Raw genomic sequence first — 19,465 nt, 5'->3', positions numbered from 1 at the left:
CGTTTCTCCTTAGCTTTTAACCGTTTCTTAGGACCTGTTCGAAAGTGGCTTTGGTGTTGTCTAGCCATTCATAGCGACGACGGTACATTGAACGTTTGGAGCGCGACATATGTTCAATATCGCGACGCGGTGTATTGACGTCTATAGAGTAGAAGTTACGGTCGTAGTCCGAACCACCAAGTTCTAGCCATAACGCGTCATAATCGGTCTTGATTCGTCCTTTGCTATAACGTTTAGCGGCATAAGTGTGCGAGTGGGTTTTTACGGCTAATATTGTGTCTATTCCCCAGGTTTTTGCCAAAAGTGTTAGTAGGCTTACCATTAAGCTTTTCGGCCTTTGACCATAAAGTTTGCGTGTTAATTTCTTTATTTTAAGGTTGTTACTTTCACTGCTTGGTGCTCCCTGTAATCCCCCAATCATAATGATGCGAGCTCCTTGCTGAACCCCTAAAGTAAATGAAAGGGTGTAAAAGTTACCATCTTCCTCACTAAATAGAACGAGGCTCATATCACCTTCTTTCTGGTAACGTGGTTCGTACACTAACCGTACAGAATATGCGATGTCGTCAATCATAAATTCGGTAAGCATTAACCCTGCGACATCCGTGTAAATTTGTTGCACGTTCGATGCAGAAAAAAGCTCTGACACTTGATTGTAATGGTTTACTACAAGGTCTGAGCGGTTGAATGCGGGGCTACTTTTCACTATGTAGGGACGAAATGGCTTTTCTAAGAATCGGTGTGTCCGCGAACATAACATTTCAAGTAGTGGAGCTTCTATATTGTTTGTAAGGTGCATTAAGGCTTTCCGATAAAAAAGTGCCCGAGCGATAAATTTAATTCGATATACCCAAATAGGATTGTAGGCTGCGGCGTATTCATCAGTGTAAATGGTCTTAGTGTGGTGAAGGATGGATGTCTTCATGTTTTTTTACTCCAGACTCCTCGTCTAAACTTTTTTGTTCCGGCATTGGCAAACCGGAAACAACAGCTGTACATAGAACGCTTGCATGGGTTTGCTTTGACATGTTGATTTTGAATGGTGTTTTTTATTTATCTTAAGAGAAGACGAACACATAGTATTGTATGGGTTGGTAAGGGTATGTCGGAATTGAGGTGATTTGCTTAGATGAGTTATAAAGAATCGGTACCTATAACTAATTAGAATATTGATAAACGCTCGTTGTGAGCTTAAATACAAATTTTTCTGCTAAATATATGGATTGAAATATATTTCTCATCTTTGATGAAATAATTTATTGGATTTGAAATTAAACTGAATGAAAAAAGGTCTCTATATGTACCCTAAATAAATCGACTTCTATGAATTCGATATTTATAGGTAAGTAAGGAGAACATTATGAAGCGTTTAATTTCTTTAGTAAGTATTATCGCATTGGGTACAGTTCCAATTATCGTCCAAGCAGGTGGTTATCATTGGGAAAATAATATTGAGACTATTCATGGTATTATCGTAGATAGCAAGCAAGCTGCTTATGATGAAGGCTTTGAAATGATTCAGAGCTATCAAAGTAAATCATCACCGCAGCTTCGTGATGAACTTAAGACTCCATTCGAACTTGTCGATCGTCAATCGTTTAAAGTTATCAATGCAAAAGTGACCGTTGATGAGTTCCTCCAATCCAATGGACAAATATCATATCAGCCAGTACTAAGTTTAAAATATAAGTATCGCATGCGAGAATCAGGTAACCGATAGTCATAAATAGAACATTAAGTTATATTTTCTATCCTTACTTCATAATATATAAGCTTTTTGGCCTTGGCCACTAAAGCTTATATATTATTTAAATCGAATATTGTTAACGAAGCATGCGAACCGAGGCAACTCGCCTTTCGGGAGCGTGTCACTGAAGTACGTTCTTTGCTAAATAAATAGCTTCGTCAAACAACTTGGAAAGAGCTAACTATTCCGCTTCGTTGTTTTCCTTGCTTACTTTTGGTAAACAGAGAATCAGTGACAACGCTCTGAACGCTGCATCTTGAAGTCACTCGAGTATAGTGTATATGTCTGAAGTTATTACCAACGCTGAATAGTGTACTTCTCTATTTTGAAACCCCTAGTAATTCTGAGTGAACAGCATGTTTTTCTCGCAAACAGATGGTCTAGAGGTAAAAGTAATAGGGGCTCTTGTTGCCTTTGTGTTAGCCTCACTCTTTCAAGCTCAGATGCAAAAGGTGAGTAATAGAATGAAAGTATTCAGCAACTTCGATAGCGGCAGCATTCACGTAGTGAAAGCGGACGATAAAAACGACATCCAACTTAAAATTCCTAACGACAATATGTCGGAATTCTACCAGTGGTTTCACTTTCGTCTTGAGACTGAAGCTGAGCAATCACACACCATTAAACTACTAGACCTAGCGAAATCAGCTTACCCAGAAGGCTGGCAAGGTTACGACGTGGTTGCGTCTTATGATCGTGAAGAGTGGTTCCGTGTTCCAGCAGAGTTCGATGGCGATACGCTGAGTTTCACTGTTATCCCAGAGCGCAACTCAATCTACTTCGCGTATTTTGCACCATACACCTACGATCGTCACCTAGACCTGTTACACATGGCACAAAGTGCCCATCACTGCCAATTGGAAACTTTGGGTCATACGCTTGATGGTAACGATATGAGCTTATTGACCTTTGGTGAGCCAGAAGATGGTAAAAAGAAAATCTGGATGATCGCCCGTCAGCACCCAGGCGAGACCATGGCGGAATGGTTTATGGAAGGTATGATCCAACGTCTGCTAGACGAAAATGATACTGTAGCGCGAGCACTGCTAGAAAAAGCAGTACTTTACGTGGTACCAAACATGAACCCAGACGGTGGTATTCGTGGTCATTTGCGTACTAACGCTGTGGGCGTAAACCTCAACCGCGAGTGGCAAACGCCATCAATGGAAAAGAGTCCTGAAGTATTCCTAGTTCGTGAGCGAATGCTAGAAATTGGCGTAGATATGTTCCTAGATATTCATGGTGATGAGGCGATTCCTTACAACTTCGTAGCAGGTTCTGAAGGAATTCCTTCATATGATGAGGGGATGGCTGAGTTGGAAAGTGCGTTCAAACAAGCACTCCTAACCATTACACCAGAATTCCAAGACGAGATTGGTTACGACAAAGACGAGCCAGGTAAAGCGAACCTAACTGTTGGCTCTAACTGGGTGGCGGAGCAATTCAAGTGTTTGTCTTACACTATCGAGATGCCATTCAAAGATAACAACAACTATCCAGACCCACTTTACGGGTGGTCACCTGAGCGTAGTGTGCTGTTTGGGCAAGATGTTTTGGCAGCCACATTGGCGGTCTCAGACAAGATTTAAGCCATTTCGTTAACAGCCCGCACTTCGCGGGCTGTGTTCTTTGTAGGACTTTTCCTCACCTTATGTGTGGTTTGTGTCAATTTTTTCGCCAACTAAAACAAAAATCCTTCAGTTTCTGGTGCTTATCTGGCTATTGATTAGAATAACTAATCGTTACGATAAGAAATCTAATTTACGATAAAGAGAGTTGTTCTGTTAAAGTCGCTTTTGAGATTTACGTCACAAAAGTTATCTAATCTCAACCATTTATAAAGCATATGTATTCGATGTGTATGTTGGCACTCACTACTGCCAAAAGCTTCTCTAGTCGCTATCTACACATGAGGCTCAAGTCGGATAGCCCTTGTCTTGGAAGTGAATGATCCGAGAGAACTGTTCTTTTTTGTTTTTAACTGACTTATCAGTGCAGGAAGAAAATAGAGACCGTTGTGGGTCAAGATCCTAGCCATGGTTTTGGATGGGGAATACTTACTTAAGGCATCATTTAGATGAGTATGGTTGTATTGTTGACGTAATTTTTAATCACTTGAAACAGTGTAGGTTCTGACTGTCGTGATGACCGCTATAGGTGGTAGAGAGTAGTCGGGTCACCTTCGTATTAAAGGTAAAAATAATGAAAAAAATCGCACTTGCAGTGGCTACCGTTCTAGCTGGTGGCGTAATGTCGAATGTTGCTCTTGCAGACACTTACATCGGCGGCAAGCTTGGCTACAACTCTCTAAATGATGCATGCCACCTAAATGCACCATGTGACGATGATAGCGTTGCTGCTAGCATGCATATTGGCTACAACTTCAATGAATACGTTGCAGCTGAATATGGCGTTGATTACCTAGGTAACTTTAAGGCTAACTTCAACAAGCCTGGTCTAAATACAGTAGACGGTGACCTATGGGCACTGACTCTTGCTCCTAAGTTCAACTTACCACTAACTGATTCTTGGAACCTATTCGCTAAAGTAGGTGCTGCATACATGATGGCTGGTGACGAGAAAGATTTCGTACCAACTGGCTCTCTAGGTGCTGAATACCAAATCAACTACAACTGGAGCCTGCGCGCTGAGTACCAACGTTACCAAGATATGTCTGATGACATTATCAACGATATGGATGCAGACTTCTTCGGTATTGGCTTCAACTACAAGTTTGGTTCTGAGCCAGTTGTTCAAGAAGAAGTAGCTCAAGAAGTAGTTGAAACTCGCCCAGCGACTCGTATCGTTGAAAACGAGTTCCCTGCTCAAACAGCAACAGCGCAATTTGGTCTAGAAAGTGCTGAACTACAAGATGCTTCTGCGTTCAACGGTACTGTTGAGCTAATGAACACTTACCCACAAGCTCAAGTTGAAATTTCTGGCTACAGTGATACAACGGGTTCTGAAGCTTACAACCAACAGCTAACAGAGAAGCGTGCACAAGCAGTTGCTGAGTACTTCCAAGCTGAAGGTATCGCAGCAGACCGTATGACAGTTAAAGGTATGGGCGAAGCTAACCCAGTAGCAAGTAACGAAACTCGCGAAGGTCGTGAAGAGAACCGTCGCGTAGAAGCGGTTGTTCCTGCATTCCAATACCAAACAACTGAAGAAGTTAAATAATTCGTTATTAACTTAGTATTTTTTAAAAGCCAGCGTTTATCGCTGGCTTTTTTATTTGTTAGTGATCATGAACTATCGCTTATTTTGGTTTTCAGTGTTTAGTGGTTGAGACATTCGGACGGTGGGGCATTTAACAAGTATCCCACCCAACCCTAAGCGAGAATTACTCTGCCCATTAGACGTTAACTCTATCTTACAACCTGAAACACTATTCCTCTCCTAGAGAAAAAATTGGGTGCTAAGATATTTTGGATCGTTTCATTTCCTCATCATTCAAAGAGCGCGCGCTCTGGCTATTAAGGAGTCGTAATGGAAGCGTTACAAGGGGGCAGAGAGAATGCCATTTATCGTAAAGGGGAACTGGTCAGTCGGCCTGCAAGTCACTGGACTATGACGGTTCATCAATTACTCAAACACTTGCACAGTCATGGTTTTACTGCTTGCCCACAGGCGATCGCCATTGAAGGTGGAAAAGAGTTGCTGACTTTTGTTGAAGGGGAAACTTACAACTACCCCCTCGAAGGTCAACTAGCTTCGCTTAGCGCATTGAAGTCCGCTGCAAAGTTGCTTCGTCGTTTTCATGATGCATCAGAAAGTTTCCTCAAGAAAAATACACAAGATGTGCATCATTGGATGCTACCCGCCCGCTCGCCGCAAGAGGTGATCTGTCATGGTGATTTCATGCCTTATAATGTGGCGTTAGAGGGTGAAATAGTGGTTGGTGTGTTCGATTTTGATACGGCTCATCCAGCTCCTCGCATCTGGGATATTGCGCTGTCTGTTTATGGCTGGGCACCATTTAAGACCGATGAAAATGACAAAATGGGCAAGCTTGAGGAGCAAATTTGTCGAGCAAAAATCTTCTGTGATGCCTATGGTTGTACCCGATTAGAGCGTGAAGAATTGGTGGAAATGATGACGCTACGGCTGACGGCGTTGGTGGACCATATGCGAACGATGGCCATCAATGGGGACAAACAATTCCAAGCTAATATGGAAGATGGCCACCACACAGCTTATTTACATGATATTGAGTATATAAATAAACATCGTCAAGCGATCACGCTCGGCGTGCTTGGCCACTTCAAGTACTAATCAGGCTTGGTGTGCTGTTTGATAGTAGATTTAATGACATCAAACAACCATTGGTTTTGTGGATCGTGTTGTTGAGAACGACGACAGCTCATGACAAAACTAACACCGAGCTCTAGTCCGTTTGGCAAATCGATGCTGCGACATTCTTCAGGAACGTTACCACTCATGGTGATGCCGAAGTGATCGGTTTGCATGATGATGTTGTGGATCATAGCTGGATGCTCGATTTCCACTTTTGGTGTGACATTGAAACCGATGTTCTTTAAGCGCTCCAAAAGAGGGTATTTGTGGTCATTCCAGCCCGGTGTTTTGAATAATAACAGGGTGTATTCACTGAGCGATTGGAAGTCTCGAGCAGGGTGATCATTGCGCACAAAGAAGACGGCTTTGCCTTTGCCTAGTTCTTTTTGGGCAACAGACTGTGGCAAGTCTTCGTCAAAATAGTGGATCGCGATTGCATTCTCACCATCAATGATGCGACTTCGAGCATCGGCGCCCCATCTTAAGAATGTGTATGTGGCACTCGGGGCTTGTTCTATTAACTCTAAATAAAGTTTATCCCCAAAGCGATCCCAGAAGAGCGTATTGGCATAGATTGAGACTTCGCCGGAAAACAGTGCGGGTGAAAATTCTTTTGGTTTGATTGCATCTATGCTGGCGAGAATTTGCTCAAAATGTGGCATGTTGACCTCAACGAAGGAAGTTGGTTCAAAGCCATTCTTCGTTTGAATAAAGAGAGGATCATTGAGCTGGGCTTTCAATTTTGTGAGGGTCTTACTGATTGCTCCTGACGTTTTGCCTAAGGTATCTGCTACTAAGCGAACGTTACGCATCTCATACATACGCTTTAGTACCAAGACATTTTGCATATCCAGATTGATTGTCATTTTTATACTCCAGCTAATATTGCCAAGGAATCATAACTCCGTCCCTCAAGACAAAAGACAAGGGGTGGTCAATTCTAAGGTTATGGCTGAAAAGCGTTTTTGACCTAGGGTTTCCATTTGGTAAATCCGAGTTTTCCTCGTGCTACTCAACGTGCATTGCTACAGTTTCTGCATCGAAACGATGTACCACAGAAATCGAGGTGACGTATGAAAAAACTAATCGCACTAGGCTTAATGGTTTGTTCTGTAAATGTAGCATTCGCTGGTGATGGGTCATACACAGGTACAATTGATATGACAATGGGCCAAGCAAACCAAGTTGATGTGGAACGCGCGGATTCAAACCTAACGCTTAAAGGTAGAAACGACGCTACTTACGGTGGTGTTATGATCCAGACCGACGCTTCTAACCAACCGATTCAATTACGTGGCCGTCGCGACTGATCGACAGCACACGAAATTATCCCCACTCTCAATGCCGCGTTTACCGCGGCATTGTTGTTTTTGGTCGATAGCAAGGAAAATTCAATAGAATGGTTTGATAGCTTTTGCTTATCGATGATTGAAAATTAATTGCTGAAATCTTAATTACCGTTTTTGTGCACCCAAATGATATTGATTATCATTTGGGTGGGCGTATGATTCTCTCATCGACTAGAGAGGAATATCGCCATGAGTAATGTATCGATAAATAATGCATCCATACATTTAGATGCAGCCACAACATCAAAAGTTTCGGCATTCAATAAAATCAAACGCAAAATGATGATGCTAGGCCCGGCGTTTATTGCGGCGATTGGTTACATCGACCCAGGCAACTTTGCGACGAATATTGAATCCGGATCTTCATTTGGTTACCAGCTACTTTGGGTAGTGCTATGGGCAAACCTAATGGCGATGTTGATTCAGTATTTGTCCGCCAAGCTCGGTATCGTCACGGGCAAAAATCTCGCAGAGCATCTACGCGACCACTTACCAAATAAATGGGCGGTGGGCTTCTACTGGATTCAAGCTGAAATCATCGCGATAGCGACAGACCTTGCCGAGTTCATCGGTGCAGCAGTCGGCTTTCAGTTGGTGTTTGGAATTAGCCTAATGGAAGGTGCGATGATCACTGCGGTAGCAACCGTTATGATTTTGATGCTTAACCAGAAAGGTCAAAAACCGCTAGAGGTCGTGATTGGTTCACTTTTGATGTTGGTGGCGGTTATCTACATTGCTGAACTGTTTTTTGCACACCCTGCGGGCGGTGAAATGGTCAAAGGTCTGCTGACTCCAACGTTTACGGATTCCCACCAAATCTACCTTGCTGCCGGTATTCTGGGCGCGACCGTAATGCCTCACGTGATCTATCTTCACTCGGCATTGTTCAAAAACAGTTACGGTGAAAGCACAAAAACTCGCCTTCGTACCACTCGTTTTGATGTATTGATTGCGATGGTGATTGCTGGCTTTGTGAACATCGCAATTGTGGCGATGGCAGCTGCGGTTTTCCATTACTCGGGCAATCAACATGTGGCGGAAATTGAAACAGCATATATGACGCTAACGCCATTGGTAGGTAAAGCTGCTTCTGTGTTGTTTGGTGTGTCTCTGATCGCTTCTGGTTTATCCTCGACGGTAGTAGGCACAATGGCAGGCCAGGTGGTGATGCAAGGCTTTGTGCGCTTCTCTATCCCGATGTGGGTACGTCGCTTTATTACTATGGCTCCTTCGTTTGTCGTTATTGGTTTGGGCATGAACACCACCGATATCTTGGTGATGAGCCAAGTGGTATTGAGCTTTGGTATTGCGCTGGCGATTATCCCATTGCTTCTCTTTACCAACAGCGAACGCTTGATGGGCGAGTTCAAAAATAACAAATGGGTGTCTTATGCTGGTGTGGTGATTGTTTCTTTGGTGTTGGCATTAAATGCTTACTTAATGGTAACGCTTACAGCATAGCAATGGCGTTCTGATAACAAACTCTGTCGATAAAAAAACGGAAGCCAATTGGCTTCCGTTTTTGTTTTTAGGCTAAGTAGAAAATTAGTTTTGCGCGCTTGCTTCAACCATTTCCATTTCTGCTTCGCTGCGTTTTGCTGCTTCAAGCATCTTACGAATAATGAATGATGCACCTAGTGCGATAGCAACCATCACAACCGCTAGGATAGTCAGCAGTTGGAAGTAATCGCCGTACACGTGTTGTACGATCTCTTGTGTGATTTCTTGACCTTTTTCTAGAGCGATAGAAGTCGAGAATGCGGCGCCAACGATACCGCTGAGCGCGATGGCTACAGAGAACAAGCTTACTGAGAAGTTTTCAATGTGCTTAGGAGCTACAGATAGGATGAATGCTACGACCATTGAACCTACGATAACTTCTGCGATTGCTTGGAAGAAGTGAATCGCTAGGAAGATTTCAGGCAGGATAATCACATCTTCACCAACCGTTGTTACCGCGAAAGTCAGAATGCCGAACGCGATAGCGGTTAGAACAAATGCCAATGCAATCTTAGTCGCCGTTGATAGGTGAATGTCGCGTTTTTCTAGCATACCGAAGAAGCCGGCAACGATAGGGCCACCAACCATACACCATAGAGGATTCATTGCCATTGCAGCTTCAGGCTCTAGTGGAATGAAGCCAAATAGAGAACCTTTCAGTGTGTTGATTGCTACCATGTTCATTGAGGTCATCATCTGGCCGTAATAAACGAAGAAACACGTGGTAAGGAAAGTCACGATCAGGATAGTGCCCATCTTCAATGATTCGGCTTTGCTTGCTTTCATCATCAAAGAGATGAAGTATAGAATTGCGGCGCCGCCGATGGCATAAACGATGTTTTGACCGATATCCATGTTAGAGAACATGAAGAATACCAATGCGATCATCGCCACAGAAATAATCGCAAAGAAGATCCAGTTCTTCATGCTAACCGTTTTTTTGTCTAGCTCAGAAGCAACACCAACCAAGCCTTTGCGGAACATAAGTAGCATGACCAAAGCTGCGCCCGCCATTACGGCAGAAATAGTGAAACCTCCGTTAAAGCCAATCACCAATACAATCATTGGGAACAGGTATTGACCTAAGAAGGCACCTACGTTGTTCACCGAGTAGTTGATCGGGTAGCCTTTCTCAAAGTCTTCTTGAGACTTGAAGGTACGTTTGTACAGGCTAGGGTAAGAAGGAGACATCAAACCACGACCATAACTTGCTAGTGCGATACCACACATAGAAAGCGGTACGTTGGTTGCAGAAGCGCCAAGAACAAGCAGTACGTAACCAGATGCGAAAGCTAGGAAGGCAATCGATAGAGAACGGTAGGCACCTAAAAATTTATCAGCGATGAAACCGCCAGCAATCGCAAATAGGGGGCCAATTGCCGAAAAGGCACCCACGATCATCATGGTATCAGCTTCGTTGTAATTCAGATCCTCTAAGAAAAAACGCGTTAGACTGACCAACACGCCATAAAATGATAAGCCAAACATCATTTGGCAGAACATCATAGATTTATTTAGTTTATTCCACATAATTAAATACTCACTATTGCGAGAAAGGTAGTTATTATTTCTGTTAAATGTTACTTAAACGGTATGTTACATATTGAAACAATTGTCGCATAAAACGAATTTAATGCACTAAATTTTCTAATGCGAAACGTTTGCCTTACTAATGTGTTGTTCTAGATCAACTGGTAATTATGTGAATAAATGACCAAAAAATAACATTTTCTAAGATTAATATTCTTTGTTGGTTTTTAAGATTTTGAAAAGTAGCCGAAATAATAGGCGATGTTAAGTAGGGTATGAGATAGCGGAATTTTTATGGAAGAATAAAGGCGTTGGCGGAATTTTGTCCGCCAACAATGAGAGTTATTAATTAGTAATAGCTGATATAAAGTATGCTATTCGCACGGTGGCGCCATATGAATCACCGCGAGACCACCAAGTGATGTTTCACGGTATTTCTTATTCATGTCTTTACCAGTCTGGTACATGGTTTCGATAACTTTATCTAATGAAATAAGACATTTGCTGGTGCGTTTCAGTGCCATGCGTGATGCGTTGATTGCCTTCATCGCGCCCATCGCATTTCGTTCGATACACGGAACTTGAACCAAACCGCCAATTGGGTCGCAGGTCATGCCTAACGAGTGCTCCATGGCGATCTCTGCGGCAATACAGATTTGTTCATTACTGCCACCGCGCAGTGCGGTTAAGCCTGCTGCTGCCATCGAAGATGAAACACCGACTTCACCCTGGCAGCCGACTTCGGCGCCAGAAATAGAAGCATTGGTTTTGTATAAAATACCAATCGCACCAGCTACGGCCAAGAAGTCTTTCAATTGTTTGTTGTCTAGCTCTTTGATAAAGCGGTGGTAATACATCAATACTGCTGGGATAACACCGGCAGCACCGTTGGTTGGCGACGTAACTACTTGACCACCGGCGGCATTCTCTTCACTCACGGCGAAAGCAAATAGGTTAATCCAATCCATGATCTCCATTGGATCGTTTTCCACTGCCGCATTTGCTTCGAGCTTTTTAAGTAGGTTTGGTGCACGGCGTGTTACGTTTAAACCGCCTTCGAGAATACCTTCGGTATCGAAGCCACGCTGCATACACAGCGACATTACTTTCCAGATCTGTTCGGCTTTTTGGTCGATCTCTTCCTGCTCACGGAACGCTCGTTCGTTTTGCAGAATCATTCCACCTAAACTCAAGCCATTTTGTTCTGCTTTCTCTAGCATTTCATCGGCTGATTTGAACGGGAAAGACACTTGCACTTCCGCTTCGTCACTGCCGTTTTCCAGTTCGGCTGCGGTTGCAATAAAGCCACCGCCGATGGAGTAATAAGTCTCAAACGCGACTTGATTGCCAGCTGCATCAAAAGCCGTAATGGTCATGCCATTTTCATGTAATGGAAGGTTGTCACTGTGGAACACAATATCGTGATCATAGCTAAATACGATTTCATGTACGCCCGCGACAGAGAGCGTGCCATGTTCAATCGTATATTGTAGTGCACTCTTGGCGCTGGTCATCTTAATGGTATCGGGTTTATTTCCCATCAAGCCAAGCACTGTTGCCCGGTCAGTGTGGTGGCCTTTGCCAGTCAGCGACAAAGAACCGTAAAGGTCAACTTGCACCTTGTGTACTTTCGCCATAGAGTCGCTAAGTAGTTGAGTGAAATGGTAACCTGCGAGCATTGGGCCATTGGTGTGGGAACTGGATGGACCAACACCGACCTTAAAAATATCGAAAATCGACAGCATAATTGACTTCCTTTCTCTACGGACCTTTATCCAGGTCTCTAGAATGACATTGTTAATTAGATGTTAATATCAGAAAGGGTATTGGCAAAGCAAAACTTTGTATACAAATTGTTCGCTAATGTATGAGTAATTGAGATCTCGGTAATGAAGTTAAACAAAGTAGTGATCATTCTAGGTAAGCGTTTGGTGCACGATAAGCTAAGCGCTGAGGGCCGTTCGCGTGTTGAAGCGCTATTCAATGTTTTAAACGAGCTGTGCTTTGATACTACGGTATTGGTGTTTTGTGGTGGGATAACCCAAGGGCAGACGGTTTCCGAAGCGGACGCAATGTATTGTTACTTTCGTCATCTGATGGAGGTAAAAGGCGTCGACTTTCCTGAGCATCAAATGATCATCGAGAACCGTTCATTAAATACTGTACAGAACATGCAGAATGCTGCTGTAGAACTGTTACAGAGCGGTCTTTGCCAAACAGGGCAAACCATTGAAGTAATGCTGCTCTCTAACGATTACCATTTGGAACGGATTATTGAGATTCAAACGCTGATGGACGAGCAAGGTCTGCTGAGAGTGTTAAAATCGCGTTGCACGGAAATGGGAATAAACCTCAGTATTCCACTCAAACTGTCTAAACACATAAGTGTGCCTTACCCAAATACTGGTGTGTTAGCCGAGGCATTTCTGCTGTTTGATGAGCTTACGACCTACCGAGTGTATCTAGAAGGCGTAAAGCGTGACGTATTTAAGCGTGATTTGGCTGAGGTACGAGAAAAGCCTTTAGCAATCGCTCGTCAAGCTATAGAGAGGCTACAAGTGTTGCAGTTAGGACAAGATGTTCAAAAGCAAATTGCAGACATGAAAAAGGCCATCGAAATGACGGCCTTTGATGATTCAGTTGGTGCAGCAGAGCAAGCGCTAGCAGTATTTCATCCGATATTAACGGCGTTGAACCTGCAACTTGACCCTGAAGCGTATGGCTAGTTAAGCAACTTCAACTTACTGACGCTTAAGTTCGCGACGTGTGCGTACCGCACTAAGCGCGATTAGGCTGTAACAAAGTAACTCGATGCCTTCTTCAGAGATGTTTTTCACATCGCGTACGTAGTGCTCACCCATTACGTGCTGCCAGAAACTGCCCATGCCGTATAGGCGAGAGAAAACCAACAACAGGATCACAGAGCCGATAAGCAACTTCATGTACGGCGATTGTAGAATGGCTGCCATCTCATTCACTGTACCTTTACCACCTTGGTACGCTTTGGCACACGCTAAAGCAGTCACTGCGAGGGCAGGGAAAACCCATGAACCATGACGAATCATATCAAACCAGTAATCCAATTCACGGATCATCAATACAGCAAAGAAACCTGAGATAAGGATCGCTGCGTGCGACACATGGCTTTCTTGTCTAGAAACGCGAAAGAAAGACCAAGACGCAACGGCTAACATGATTAGTTGAAGCGTTTCAGTGACGGATGTTTCACCTAAGCTTGAGCCTAAGAGGACGTAGTCTACGCGAATGCTCAAGTTCACTAAAATACTAATCGCAATGATGGTCAACGCACTCAACATCGCTTTGTAGATGATGCGCTTTGACTCTTCAGTGATTTTTGAGTTTGCTGTAACAAGGTTGGATTGTGCCGATTCGGCTTGTTTGACTGTATCTGTTTTCATCCTGACCACCCGCTCCAATAAAAATGTGGAAAAAACGTGAAATTTCGTGATGTGCGCGAGAAATTTTATTGACCGGTTGGAAAGTAATGTCAGGGGAGTGTCAGAAATAAAACGCTGTTCGATATGGTGTGGTTATGCGGTAAGTCAAGGACAAGAGGGCTAACCACAAGAAATTTCTGATGTTTATGGGAAGGAAAAAGGAGCACGAGGCTCCTTTTATTGTTTTTTGTAATCTTAGATTGCGCAATTGCGAATGAACTTATAACTCAGCGTCTTCTTTGTGATTATTTCGGTAGTATTCCCACTGCTCAACACGCTCATTTTCAGACAACAAACAGTAAGTTACGCGCTCACCATTTTCAGTCACTGTATCTAGTTCGCCACCTTGCTGTACACAGTACACCGCTGCTGGGTTTGCTGCGGATGTGTATTCGTTTGAGCGAGTGGCACCGTCATAAGTAGAGCAACCTGCCAACACCATTGCTGCTGCCACTGACATAACTAAAGTAGTCTTTTTCATTCTTGATCTCCGCATGGGATTTACGATTAGTGTGTTGATTATAGGAGAGTTTAATAAAAATACTGTCTTATGTTTGTTAAATGCACGACGCTTGTAAGCTAATTATCCGTAATTTTAGAATTGGCTCACTGTTCACACGATACGAATTTCTGGCCGAAATTGAAACTTGGGAAAGTGGATGAATTTCGGTAGTATGCGCGCAAAACAATCACTGCGGATCCTGCGATGAGACACCTGAAAACTACCACGCACCAAGACATTGAACATCTGGATGACAAAATCATCTTTCAACGCAACGCAGCGCGTGCCATTGTACTCGATGGCGAAGATGTTCTTCTACTCTATACCGAGCGCTATCATGACTACACACTGCCGGGCGGTGGTATTGATGACGGTGAAGACGTGATTGCGGGTTTGGTTCGTGAATTAGAAGAAGAAACAGGCGCAAAAAACATTCACAACATTAAGCCGTTCGGTATTTTTGAAGAGTTCCGCCCTTGGTACAAAGACGACGCAGACGTAATGCATATGACGTCATATTGTTACACGTGCAAGATTGATCGTGAGCTAGGTGATACTTCCTATGAAGATTACGAAGTGAAGAATGGTATGCGCCCAGTTTGGATGAATGTATACGATGCGATTGCGCACAATGAAAAGACAATGGCAGAAAGCCCCAAAAAGGGAATGAGTATCGAGCGTGAAACGTTTTTACTTCAGTTAATCGCAAAAGAGCTGCTGTAAATTACACCGACTAACGCTATAAACCCCGCCCAATAAAAAAGTCCGAGCTCCCCCCCGGAACCCGGACTCATTCCAGACGCGCAAGCGAAGCGTCATCTTGAGTTATCTACTGTTAAAAACAATAGCTGTTTTATATTCATTGTGTAAATAATTATTAGGTCTAACCTGATAGATTACACACCAATTACATCTCTATAGTGACAGATATCATAAAGCTAACTGCTAGAATCTGAGTACTTTGAATCTAACCACTGCTAATTCTTACTTTCGAGATAAGATACCGTAACTTTTTTGAACATGTTTGCACCAAGATCACGAGTTGGAATATACGCACGTACAAAATATATAGCACTATAGGTTGATTAATGGCGGAAGAGGTTTTAAGTCAACTAATGGCTGATTATTGGCTGTAAAGTTGGAGCCGAACAAAGCATACGACTTCAGTCGTTGGGGGATCACTTCTCCTAAATTGACGATCTGGTTCAATGCATAAAATCGTGCAACATATTGAGTGGTTTCCGTTGGTAATGTTAACGATGAATAATGATTAGTTTTCGCTCGTCGTATTGCTCTGTCAACACGTCCTTCCCCAGCGTTATATGCCGCTAAGGTAAGGGAAAGATCTTCACCAAATTTGTTGTACAAAAAGGCTAAGTAATCGAGTGCAGCATCTGTACTTTCATGAGCGTTAAATCTTTCGTCTTTCGTTGCGTCTATTTTTAGGCCAAAACGTTTAGCGGTGGATGGTATTAGCTGCCATAAACCAGCTGCACCAGCGTGAGATACTGCTTGGGTGTTATAAGATGATTCGAGCATAGGAATGAGAATCAAAGATTTAGGTAATGATTTTTTCGTTAAGCGCTCGGCAATGTGCCCGACAAGAACTTGAGAATGTGTAAGACGTTTATTTATCTGTTCTTGATAGGGTTGAAGTAGTGCTACCTGCTGTTGGATCGCTTGAGTTTGGGGTTGGCCATAGACAACTTGAGAGATAAGTAAGCTAGCTATGAATAAAAAAGCGCTCGCCCTTCGGTGTAGGAATGGTAGCAATGAGAGCGAGCGAATCAAACTGACGTTAGAAGGTGTGTTCTTCATAGGTATGTTGAACAGGATGTTTGAGTTGACTCATTAGCTCATGAAACGCCGCTGAGCTTTGTCCATTGCGTTGATTAAACGTTTGGCACTGCTTAATTAAACCCTCAAGAGTATTCCATTGAGCTCTGGCTTGGACGTTCAGTTTTGCAGGAAGCGCATTAAATATACGTTGCACACTTTGTTCATTCGTAGGGAGGTGCAATTTTCTCATGCACAGACTTCTTTCTGTAGCATGAGTCCCGAGTTGATTGAGGATGGGCATCTGCTTCGCGATGTTGCTATTTAATGCCTCACTATCAAACGTTAGATAGATTGATGCTTGCTCCTGAAGGAGTCTTAATAACTCTTGATAGAGCTTTATATCAACCGCAATAGTTTTTACAAATGTTTGAATTAGCTGAGACGTTGGTGATGCCATGCAGGTTTCCTCGTTAGTCGGTTTATTCGTGACCAGTATGGAACTGCATTAAAGCTTTCGATAAAGCCTTTGTATCTAGGCTCAACTCACCTTTCGTTAAGGCACTTCGAATCTGTTCCACCTTCTCCATATCAACGTTAGGAAGAGAGGCCATCTCTTTTTGAGCTTTATCGATAGCAGAAGTATCAGCTTGGAATTGGTGCTCTTGAACTTGCGCTCTTACAGGGGTTTCGAGAGGCTTTTTTGTTGTCTGCTGTAAACTTGTTTGCGGTACGTGTCCGCCAGCAACTTTATCGATTTTCATTTTGTAATCCTCAATCATCGTCTTCTATTGAACTTAGGCGACCATAGATTGACGATAGTTAAATCAAATTTATGATTTTTTATGCTCAAAACCTTTTCATCTTGAAACGTATTTTATTTCTTTACGAGTGCTCTTACTTAAAAGTGATAACTGGAGTCCAAAATCAAAATTGTGTGTGTGCTTGATTCAGTCCGGTAACAATAGCGTGAACGACTTTACCAGAAGTTTTATTTTGAACTTCGATTTGCTCTCCTCGATAGCCGGTTTCTAGCGCGATGCCTTTCGTCGTTGCTGTAAATCCATCTTTATTGGCTATCAAGACAATTTCATTGCCTTTTTCAATCAATGCTGGTGTTTCAACGTTACTCTGACTTAGTAGCTGGCCACTGCGAATGCGTCTTGCTGCTTCATTGCCGCTGACTTTAGTAATTTCGGTAAAGAAGCCGTCCTGTTTTGAGAGTGTCCTGCGTTCGATTTTTAGGTCGGCAGCAGATATCAAAGTGCCTCGGTTGATGGTGTTGTTCGCTACAACAACATCTAACGACACACTAGACTTTATAGTTACATTTATACGCCAGCTATGTGTTAAGTCATCACAACTAACTGAGCGCTTTAGGTTACCAACAGGTTGTGATTGATGATCTCGTGTAGAAATAACAAGTGGTTGGCTGCATTTAGGTAAATGATTTACTGATTTTGGCACCCATAAATCATAATTCAGCTGGTAGTTACCCCATCCCGCGTTGTCGGCATATCGCGTTACTTCCTGTTCAAACTGAGTGGAAACATGCTGCCTGATGATGTCTTCATTAGGTGCACCTACGGCTATGTTTGGAGTGATAGAAAGCCCTAAAATCGTCGGAAATATTATACGCGGAAGCATCATTTTCCCTCGTTTCCTAGTTCTATTGTTTTCTTCCGTAAGGCGGAAGTTTGATTTCCTGTTATCTCTATAAAACATTGATTGTTAAGCTTTATTTTGTTGGCATGTATTTTGTTTCTTATTTATCAGAATTACAACGACTTAAAGGAAACTTGAATGGCGATCACATTTGATAGTGCTCTAGGCGTTCACCCAGACGCACTTAACTTCCGTGTTCAGCGTACCAAAGTACTCGCCAGTAACCTAGCAAATGTTGATACCCCTGGATACCTGGCAAAAGATTTGAGTTTTACCACTGTTATGAGCCAAATGAGCACCGGTGGCGTGAATAAACCTGTTCCGAAGTTTCAGGTACAAACACAGTACACGGTGCCATACCAAAATAGTAAAGATGGGAATACGGTGGAGCTTGGTGTAGAGCAAGCAAAGTTCACCCAAAACAATATGGACTTTCAAACCAGTTTGACGTTTCTGAATATGAAATTTAATGGACTGGCGAAAGCAATTGAAGGACGTTAAATATGTCATTTACTGATATTTACTCAATTACTGGCTCGGCGATGAACGCACAGACTGTGCGATTGAACACCGTTGCGAGTAACTTGGCGAATGCTGATGCGGTATCCGCTAATCCAAATGATGCCTATAAAGCGCTAAAGCCTGTTTTTGCTACGGTTTATAACAAGACTCAAATGGCAACAGAAAACGGTGCGTACCCAAATGCAGAAGTGCGTGTTGTAGATGTAGTGCAGAGTGCAGGACAGGCAGAGAAGCGATTTGAACCTCATAATCCTTTAGCAAATGATGAGGGTTATGTTTATTACCCTGATATCGATGTTGTGGCGGAAATGGCCGATATGATGTCTGCAACGCGTAGTTTTGAAACCAACGTTGAAGTTCTTGCTAATGTGAAAAGTATGCAACAAGGTTTACTTAAGCTAGGGCAGGGCAGCTAATGAGTCTTGCACAATATACCGCTCTATCAGCGGATACCCCTGTAGCCGTGGCTTCAAATGACACACCAGCAGTGTCCAATAACCCTAGAGACACAAGTAACCCCACTTCATTGGAGAATGAGTTTATCACTCTGATGGTCGCGCAAATTCAAAATCAAGATCCTCTGAACCCATTGGACGGCACTGAATACGTTGGCCAGCTTGCGCAGTTCTCGCAAGTTCAGAGTATGGAAAACATGTCCGGCTTGATGCAAAACAGCATGGTATTGCTCGATAACATGCAGGTGCTATCTACCGCTGGCTTGGTTGGCCAAACAGTTTATGTCTCATCCAACGAGTTTGAGCTCAACGAAGGCGTGCAAAGTGGACGTATTGAGCTAGGACATGCATCGAACCAAGTCACGCTTGTCGTTAAAGATGAGTATGGTCAAAAAACAAAGGTGCCACTTGGTGCACATGCTGCTGGGGATGTGGACTTTTCTATAGACCCAGAAAAACTCGGTTTAAAGCCTGGCAAATATTCGGTTTCAGTTGAAGTAGAAGAAGGTCAGGCTAGCCCAAATGTTTTGTTGGCAGGAAAAGTAGAACAAGTGCGTATCCCAAGTACTGGTGGCGCAGCTCTCGTTAAAGTTGACGGTGTCGGTAGCGTCCCGTTTTATCAAATCTCTCAGTTTGGTGCTTAACCCAATAAGGAAAATATAGGT

At 43.1% G+C, this 19,465-nt stretch carries 21 protein-coding genes; 11 read left to right on the top strand and 10 right to left on the bottom strand.

What is annotated here, in order from left to right:
- Positions 1 to 16: 16 nt before the first annotated feature.
- Positions 17 to 925, bottom strand: coding sequence for a VirK/YbjX family protein (locus BSZ04_RS02950; protein ID WP_088879481.1), 909 nt, complete (start codon positions 923 to 925; stop codon positions 17 to 19).
- 435 nt (positions 926 to 1,360) lie between these two features.
- Between BSZ04_RS02950 and BSZ04_RS02945 the strand changes: the two genes are divergently transcribed.
- The 4 genes from BSZ04_RS02945 to BSZ04_RS02930 all read left to right on the top strand — a co-directional run bounded on the left by BSZ04_RS02945 (position 1,361) and on the right by BSZ04_RS02930 (position 6,022).
- The gene (locus BSZ04_RS02945) at positions 1,361 to 1,720 is read left to right on the top strand and encodes a DUF3316 domain-containing protein (protein WP_088879480.1); all 360 of its coding nucleotides are present in this window, start codon (positions 1,361 to 1,363) and stop codon (positions 1,718 to 1,720) included.
- A gap of 491 nt (positions 1,721 to 2,211) precedes the next feature.
- Positions 2,212 to 3,336: a M14 family metallopeptidase gene (locus BSZ04_RS02940; protein WP_162531024.1), complete on the top strand. Its 1,125-nt coding sequence runs from the start codon at positions 2,212 to 2,214 to the stop codon at positions 3,334 to 3,336.
- A 613-nt stretch (positions 3,337 to 3,949) separates the two neighbouring features.
- Positions 3,950 to 4,927 carry an outer membrane beta-barrel protein gene (locus tag BSZ04_RS02935; RefSeq protein ID WP_088879478.1) on the top strand — a complete coding sequence of 326 codons (978 nt, stop codon included), beginning with the start codon at positions 3,950 to 3,952 and terminating at the stop codon, positions 4,925 to 4,927.
- A gap of 309 nt (positions 4,928 to 5,236) precedes the next feature.
- Positions 5,237 to 6,022 (top strand): phosphotransferase enzyme family protein, encoded by a 786-nt coding sequence (locus BSZ04_RS02930; protein ID WP_088879477.1) that lies wholly within the window; start codon positions 5,237 to 5,239, stop codon positions 6,020 to 6,022.
- On the opposite strand, the gene BSZ04_RS02925 is transcribed toward BSZ04_RS02930, so the two are convergent.
- Entirely contained in the window at positions 6,019 to 6,909 is an 891-nt protein-coding gene (locus tag BSZ04_RS02925) for a LysR family transcriptional regulator (protein WP_088879476.1), read from the bottom strand. The two genes, BSZ04_RS02930 and BSZ04_RS02925, sit on opposite strands and share 4 nt — an antisense overlap.
- 207 nt (positions 6,910 to 7,116) lie before the next feature.
- On the opposite strand from BSZ04_RS02925, the gene BSZ04_RS02920 reads away from it, so the two are divergent.
- On the top strand, positions 7,117 to 7,353 hold the full coding sequence (locus BSZ04_RS02920; protein WP_088879475.1) for a VPA0252 family protein: 237 nt from the start codon (positions 7,117 to 7,119) through the stop codon (positions 7,351 to 7,353).
- A gap of 228 nt (positions 7,354 to 7,581) precedes the next feature.
- On the top strand, positions 7,582 to 8,853 hold the full coding sequence (locus BSZ04_RS02915) for an Nramp family divalent metal transporter (RefSeq protein WP_088879474.1): 1,272 nt from the start codon (positions 7,582 to 7,584) through the stop codon (positions 8,851 to 8,853).
- Positions 8,854 to 8,937: 84 nt separating this feature from the next.
- Here the strand turns inward: BSZ04_RS02915 and BSZ04_RS02910 are convergent, their stop codons facing one another.
- A complete protein-coding gene (locus tag BSZ04_RS02910; RefSeq protein WP_088879473.1) occupies positions 8,938 to 10,422 on the bottom strand; it encodes a peptide MFS transporter in 1,485 nt (494 codons plus the stop codon).
- Positions 10,423 to 10,796: 374 nt separating this feature from the next.
- Positions 10,797 to 12,167, bottom strand: a complete 1,371-nt coding sequence (locus BSZ04_RS02905) for an L-serine ammonia-lyase (protein WP_088879472.1) — start codon at positions 12,165 to 12,167, stop codon at positions 10,797 to 10,799.
- 144 nt (positions 12,168 to 12,311) lie between these two features.
- Between BSZ04_RS02905 and BSZ04_RS02900 the strand changes: the two genes are divergently transcribed.
- The gene (locus BSZ04_RS02900) at positions 12,312 to 13,148 is read left to right on the top strand and encodes a YdcF family protein (RefSeq protein WP_088879471.1); all 837 of its coding nucleotides are present in this window, start codon (positions 12,312 to 12,314) and stop codon (positions 13,146 to 13,148) included.
- 15 nt (positions 13,149 to 13,163) lie between these two features.
- Here BSZ04_RS02900 and BSZ04_RS02895 read toward each other — a convergent pair whose 3' ends face one another.
- Both BSZ04_RS02895 and BSZ04_RS02890 read right to left on the bottom strand, forming a co-directional pair.
- The gene (locus BSZ04_RS02895; RefSeq protein WP_088879470.1) at positions 13,164 to 13,841 is read right to left on the bottom strand and encodes a hypothetical protein; all 678 of its coding nucleotides are present in this window, start codon (positions 13,839 to 13,841) and stop codon (positions 13,164 to 13,166) included.
- A 259-nt stretch (positions 13,842 to 14,100) separates the two neighbouring features.
- Complete coding sequence (locus BSZ04_RS02890; protein ID WP_088879469.1) at positions 14,101 to 14,361, bottom strand: putative hemolysin; 261 nt, start codon at positions 14,359 to 14,361, stop codon at positions 14,101 to 14,103.
- A gap of 225 nt (positions 14,362 to 14,586) precedes the next feature.
- Here BSZ04_RS02890 and BSZ04_RS02885 point away from each other — a divergent pair, with 225 nt between their 5' ends.
- Positions 14,587 to 15,105 (top strand): NUDIX hydrolase, encoded by a 519-nt coding sequence (locus tag BSZ04_RS02885; protein WP_088879468.1) that lies wholly within the window; start codon positions 14,587 to 14,589, stop codon positions 15,103 to 15,105.
- 351 nt (positions 15,106 to 15,456) lie between these two features.
- On the opposite strand, the gene BSZ04_RS02880 is transcribed toward BSZ04_RS02885, so the two are convergent.
- From BSZ04_RS02880 to flgA, 4 genes are all read right to left on the bottom strand, one after another.
- Positions 15,457 to 16,200 (bottom strand): lytic transglycosylase domain-containing protein, encoded by a 744-nt coding sequence (locus tag BSZ04_RS02880; RefSeq protein WP_231896290.1) that lies wholly within the window; start codon positions 16,198 to 16,200, stop codon positions 15,457 to 15,459.
- Positions 16,181 to 16,618 (bottom strand): flagellar export chaperone FlgN, encoded by a 438-nt coding sequence (flgN, locus tag BSZ04_RS02875; protein ID WP_088879467.1) that lies wholly within the window; start codon positions 16,616 to 16,618, stop codon positions 16,181 to 16,183. The genes BSZ04_RS02880 and flgN overlap by 20 nt, the downstream gene beginning before the upstream one ends.
- Positions 16,619 to 16,640: 22 nt before the next feature.
- Positions 16,641 to 16,922: a flagellar biosynthesis anti-sigma factor FlgM gene (gene flgM / locus BSZ04_RS02870; RefSeq protein ID WP_088880227.1), complete on the bottom strand. Its 282-nt coding sequence runs from the start codon at positions 16,920 to 16,922 to the stop codon at positions 16,641 to 16,643.
- Between the two features lie 163 nt (positions 16,923 to 17,085).
- Complete coding sequence (flgA, locus tag BSZ04_RS02865; protein WP_167381298.1) at positions 17,086 to 17,883, bottom strand: flagellar basal body P-ring formation chaperone FlgA; 798 nt, start codon at positions 17,881 to 17,883, stop codon at positions 17,086 to 17,088.
- Positions 17,884 to 17,961: 78 nt separating this feature from the next.
- Here flgA and flgB point away from each other — a divergent pair, with 78 nt between their 5' ends.
- The 3 genes from flgB to flgD are packed head-to-tail and all read left to right on the top strand — an operon-like array spanning position 17,962 to position 19,444.
- Positions 17,962 to 18,324 carry a flagellar basal body rod protein FlgB gene (gene flgB, locus BSZ04_RS02860; protein ID WP_088879466.1) on the top strand — a complete coding sequence of 121 codons (363 nt, stop codon included), beginning with the start codon at positions 17,962 to 17,964 and terminating at the stop codon, positions 18,322 to 18,324.
- 2 nt (positions 18,325 to 18,326) lie between these two features.
- Entirely contained in the window at positions 18,327 to 18,761 is a 435-nt protein-coding gene (gene flgC / locus BSZ04_RS02855; RefSeq protein WP_010450822.1) for a flagellar basal body rod protein FlgC, read from the top strand.
- Positions 18,761 to 19,444 carry a flagellar hook assembly protein FlgD gene (gene flgD / locus BSZ04_RS02850; protein ID WP_088879465.1) on the top strand — a complete coding sequence of 228 codons (684 nt, stop codon included), beginning with the start codon at positions 18,761 to 18,763 and terminating at the stop codon, positions 19,442 to 19,444. The genes flgC and flgD overlap by 1 nt, the downstream gene beginning before the upstream one ends.
- The last annotated feature ends 21 nt before the right edge of the window (positions 19,445 to 19,465 follow it).

Origin of the sequence: Vibrio rotiferianus, assembly GCF_002214395.1 — a bacterium.
GTDB lineage: Bacteria > Pseudomonadota > Gammaproteobacteria > Enterobacterales > Vibrionaceae > Vibrio > Vibrio rotiferianus.
Note: the sequence above shows the minus strand (reverse complement) of the source record. Positions and strands in the feature narration are given on the sequence as shown.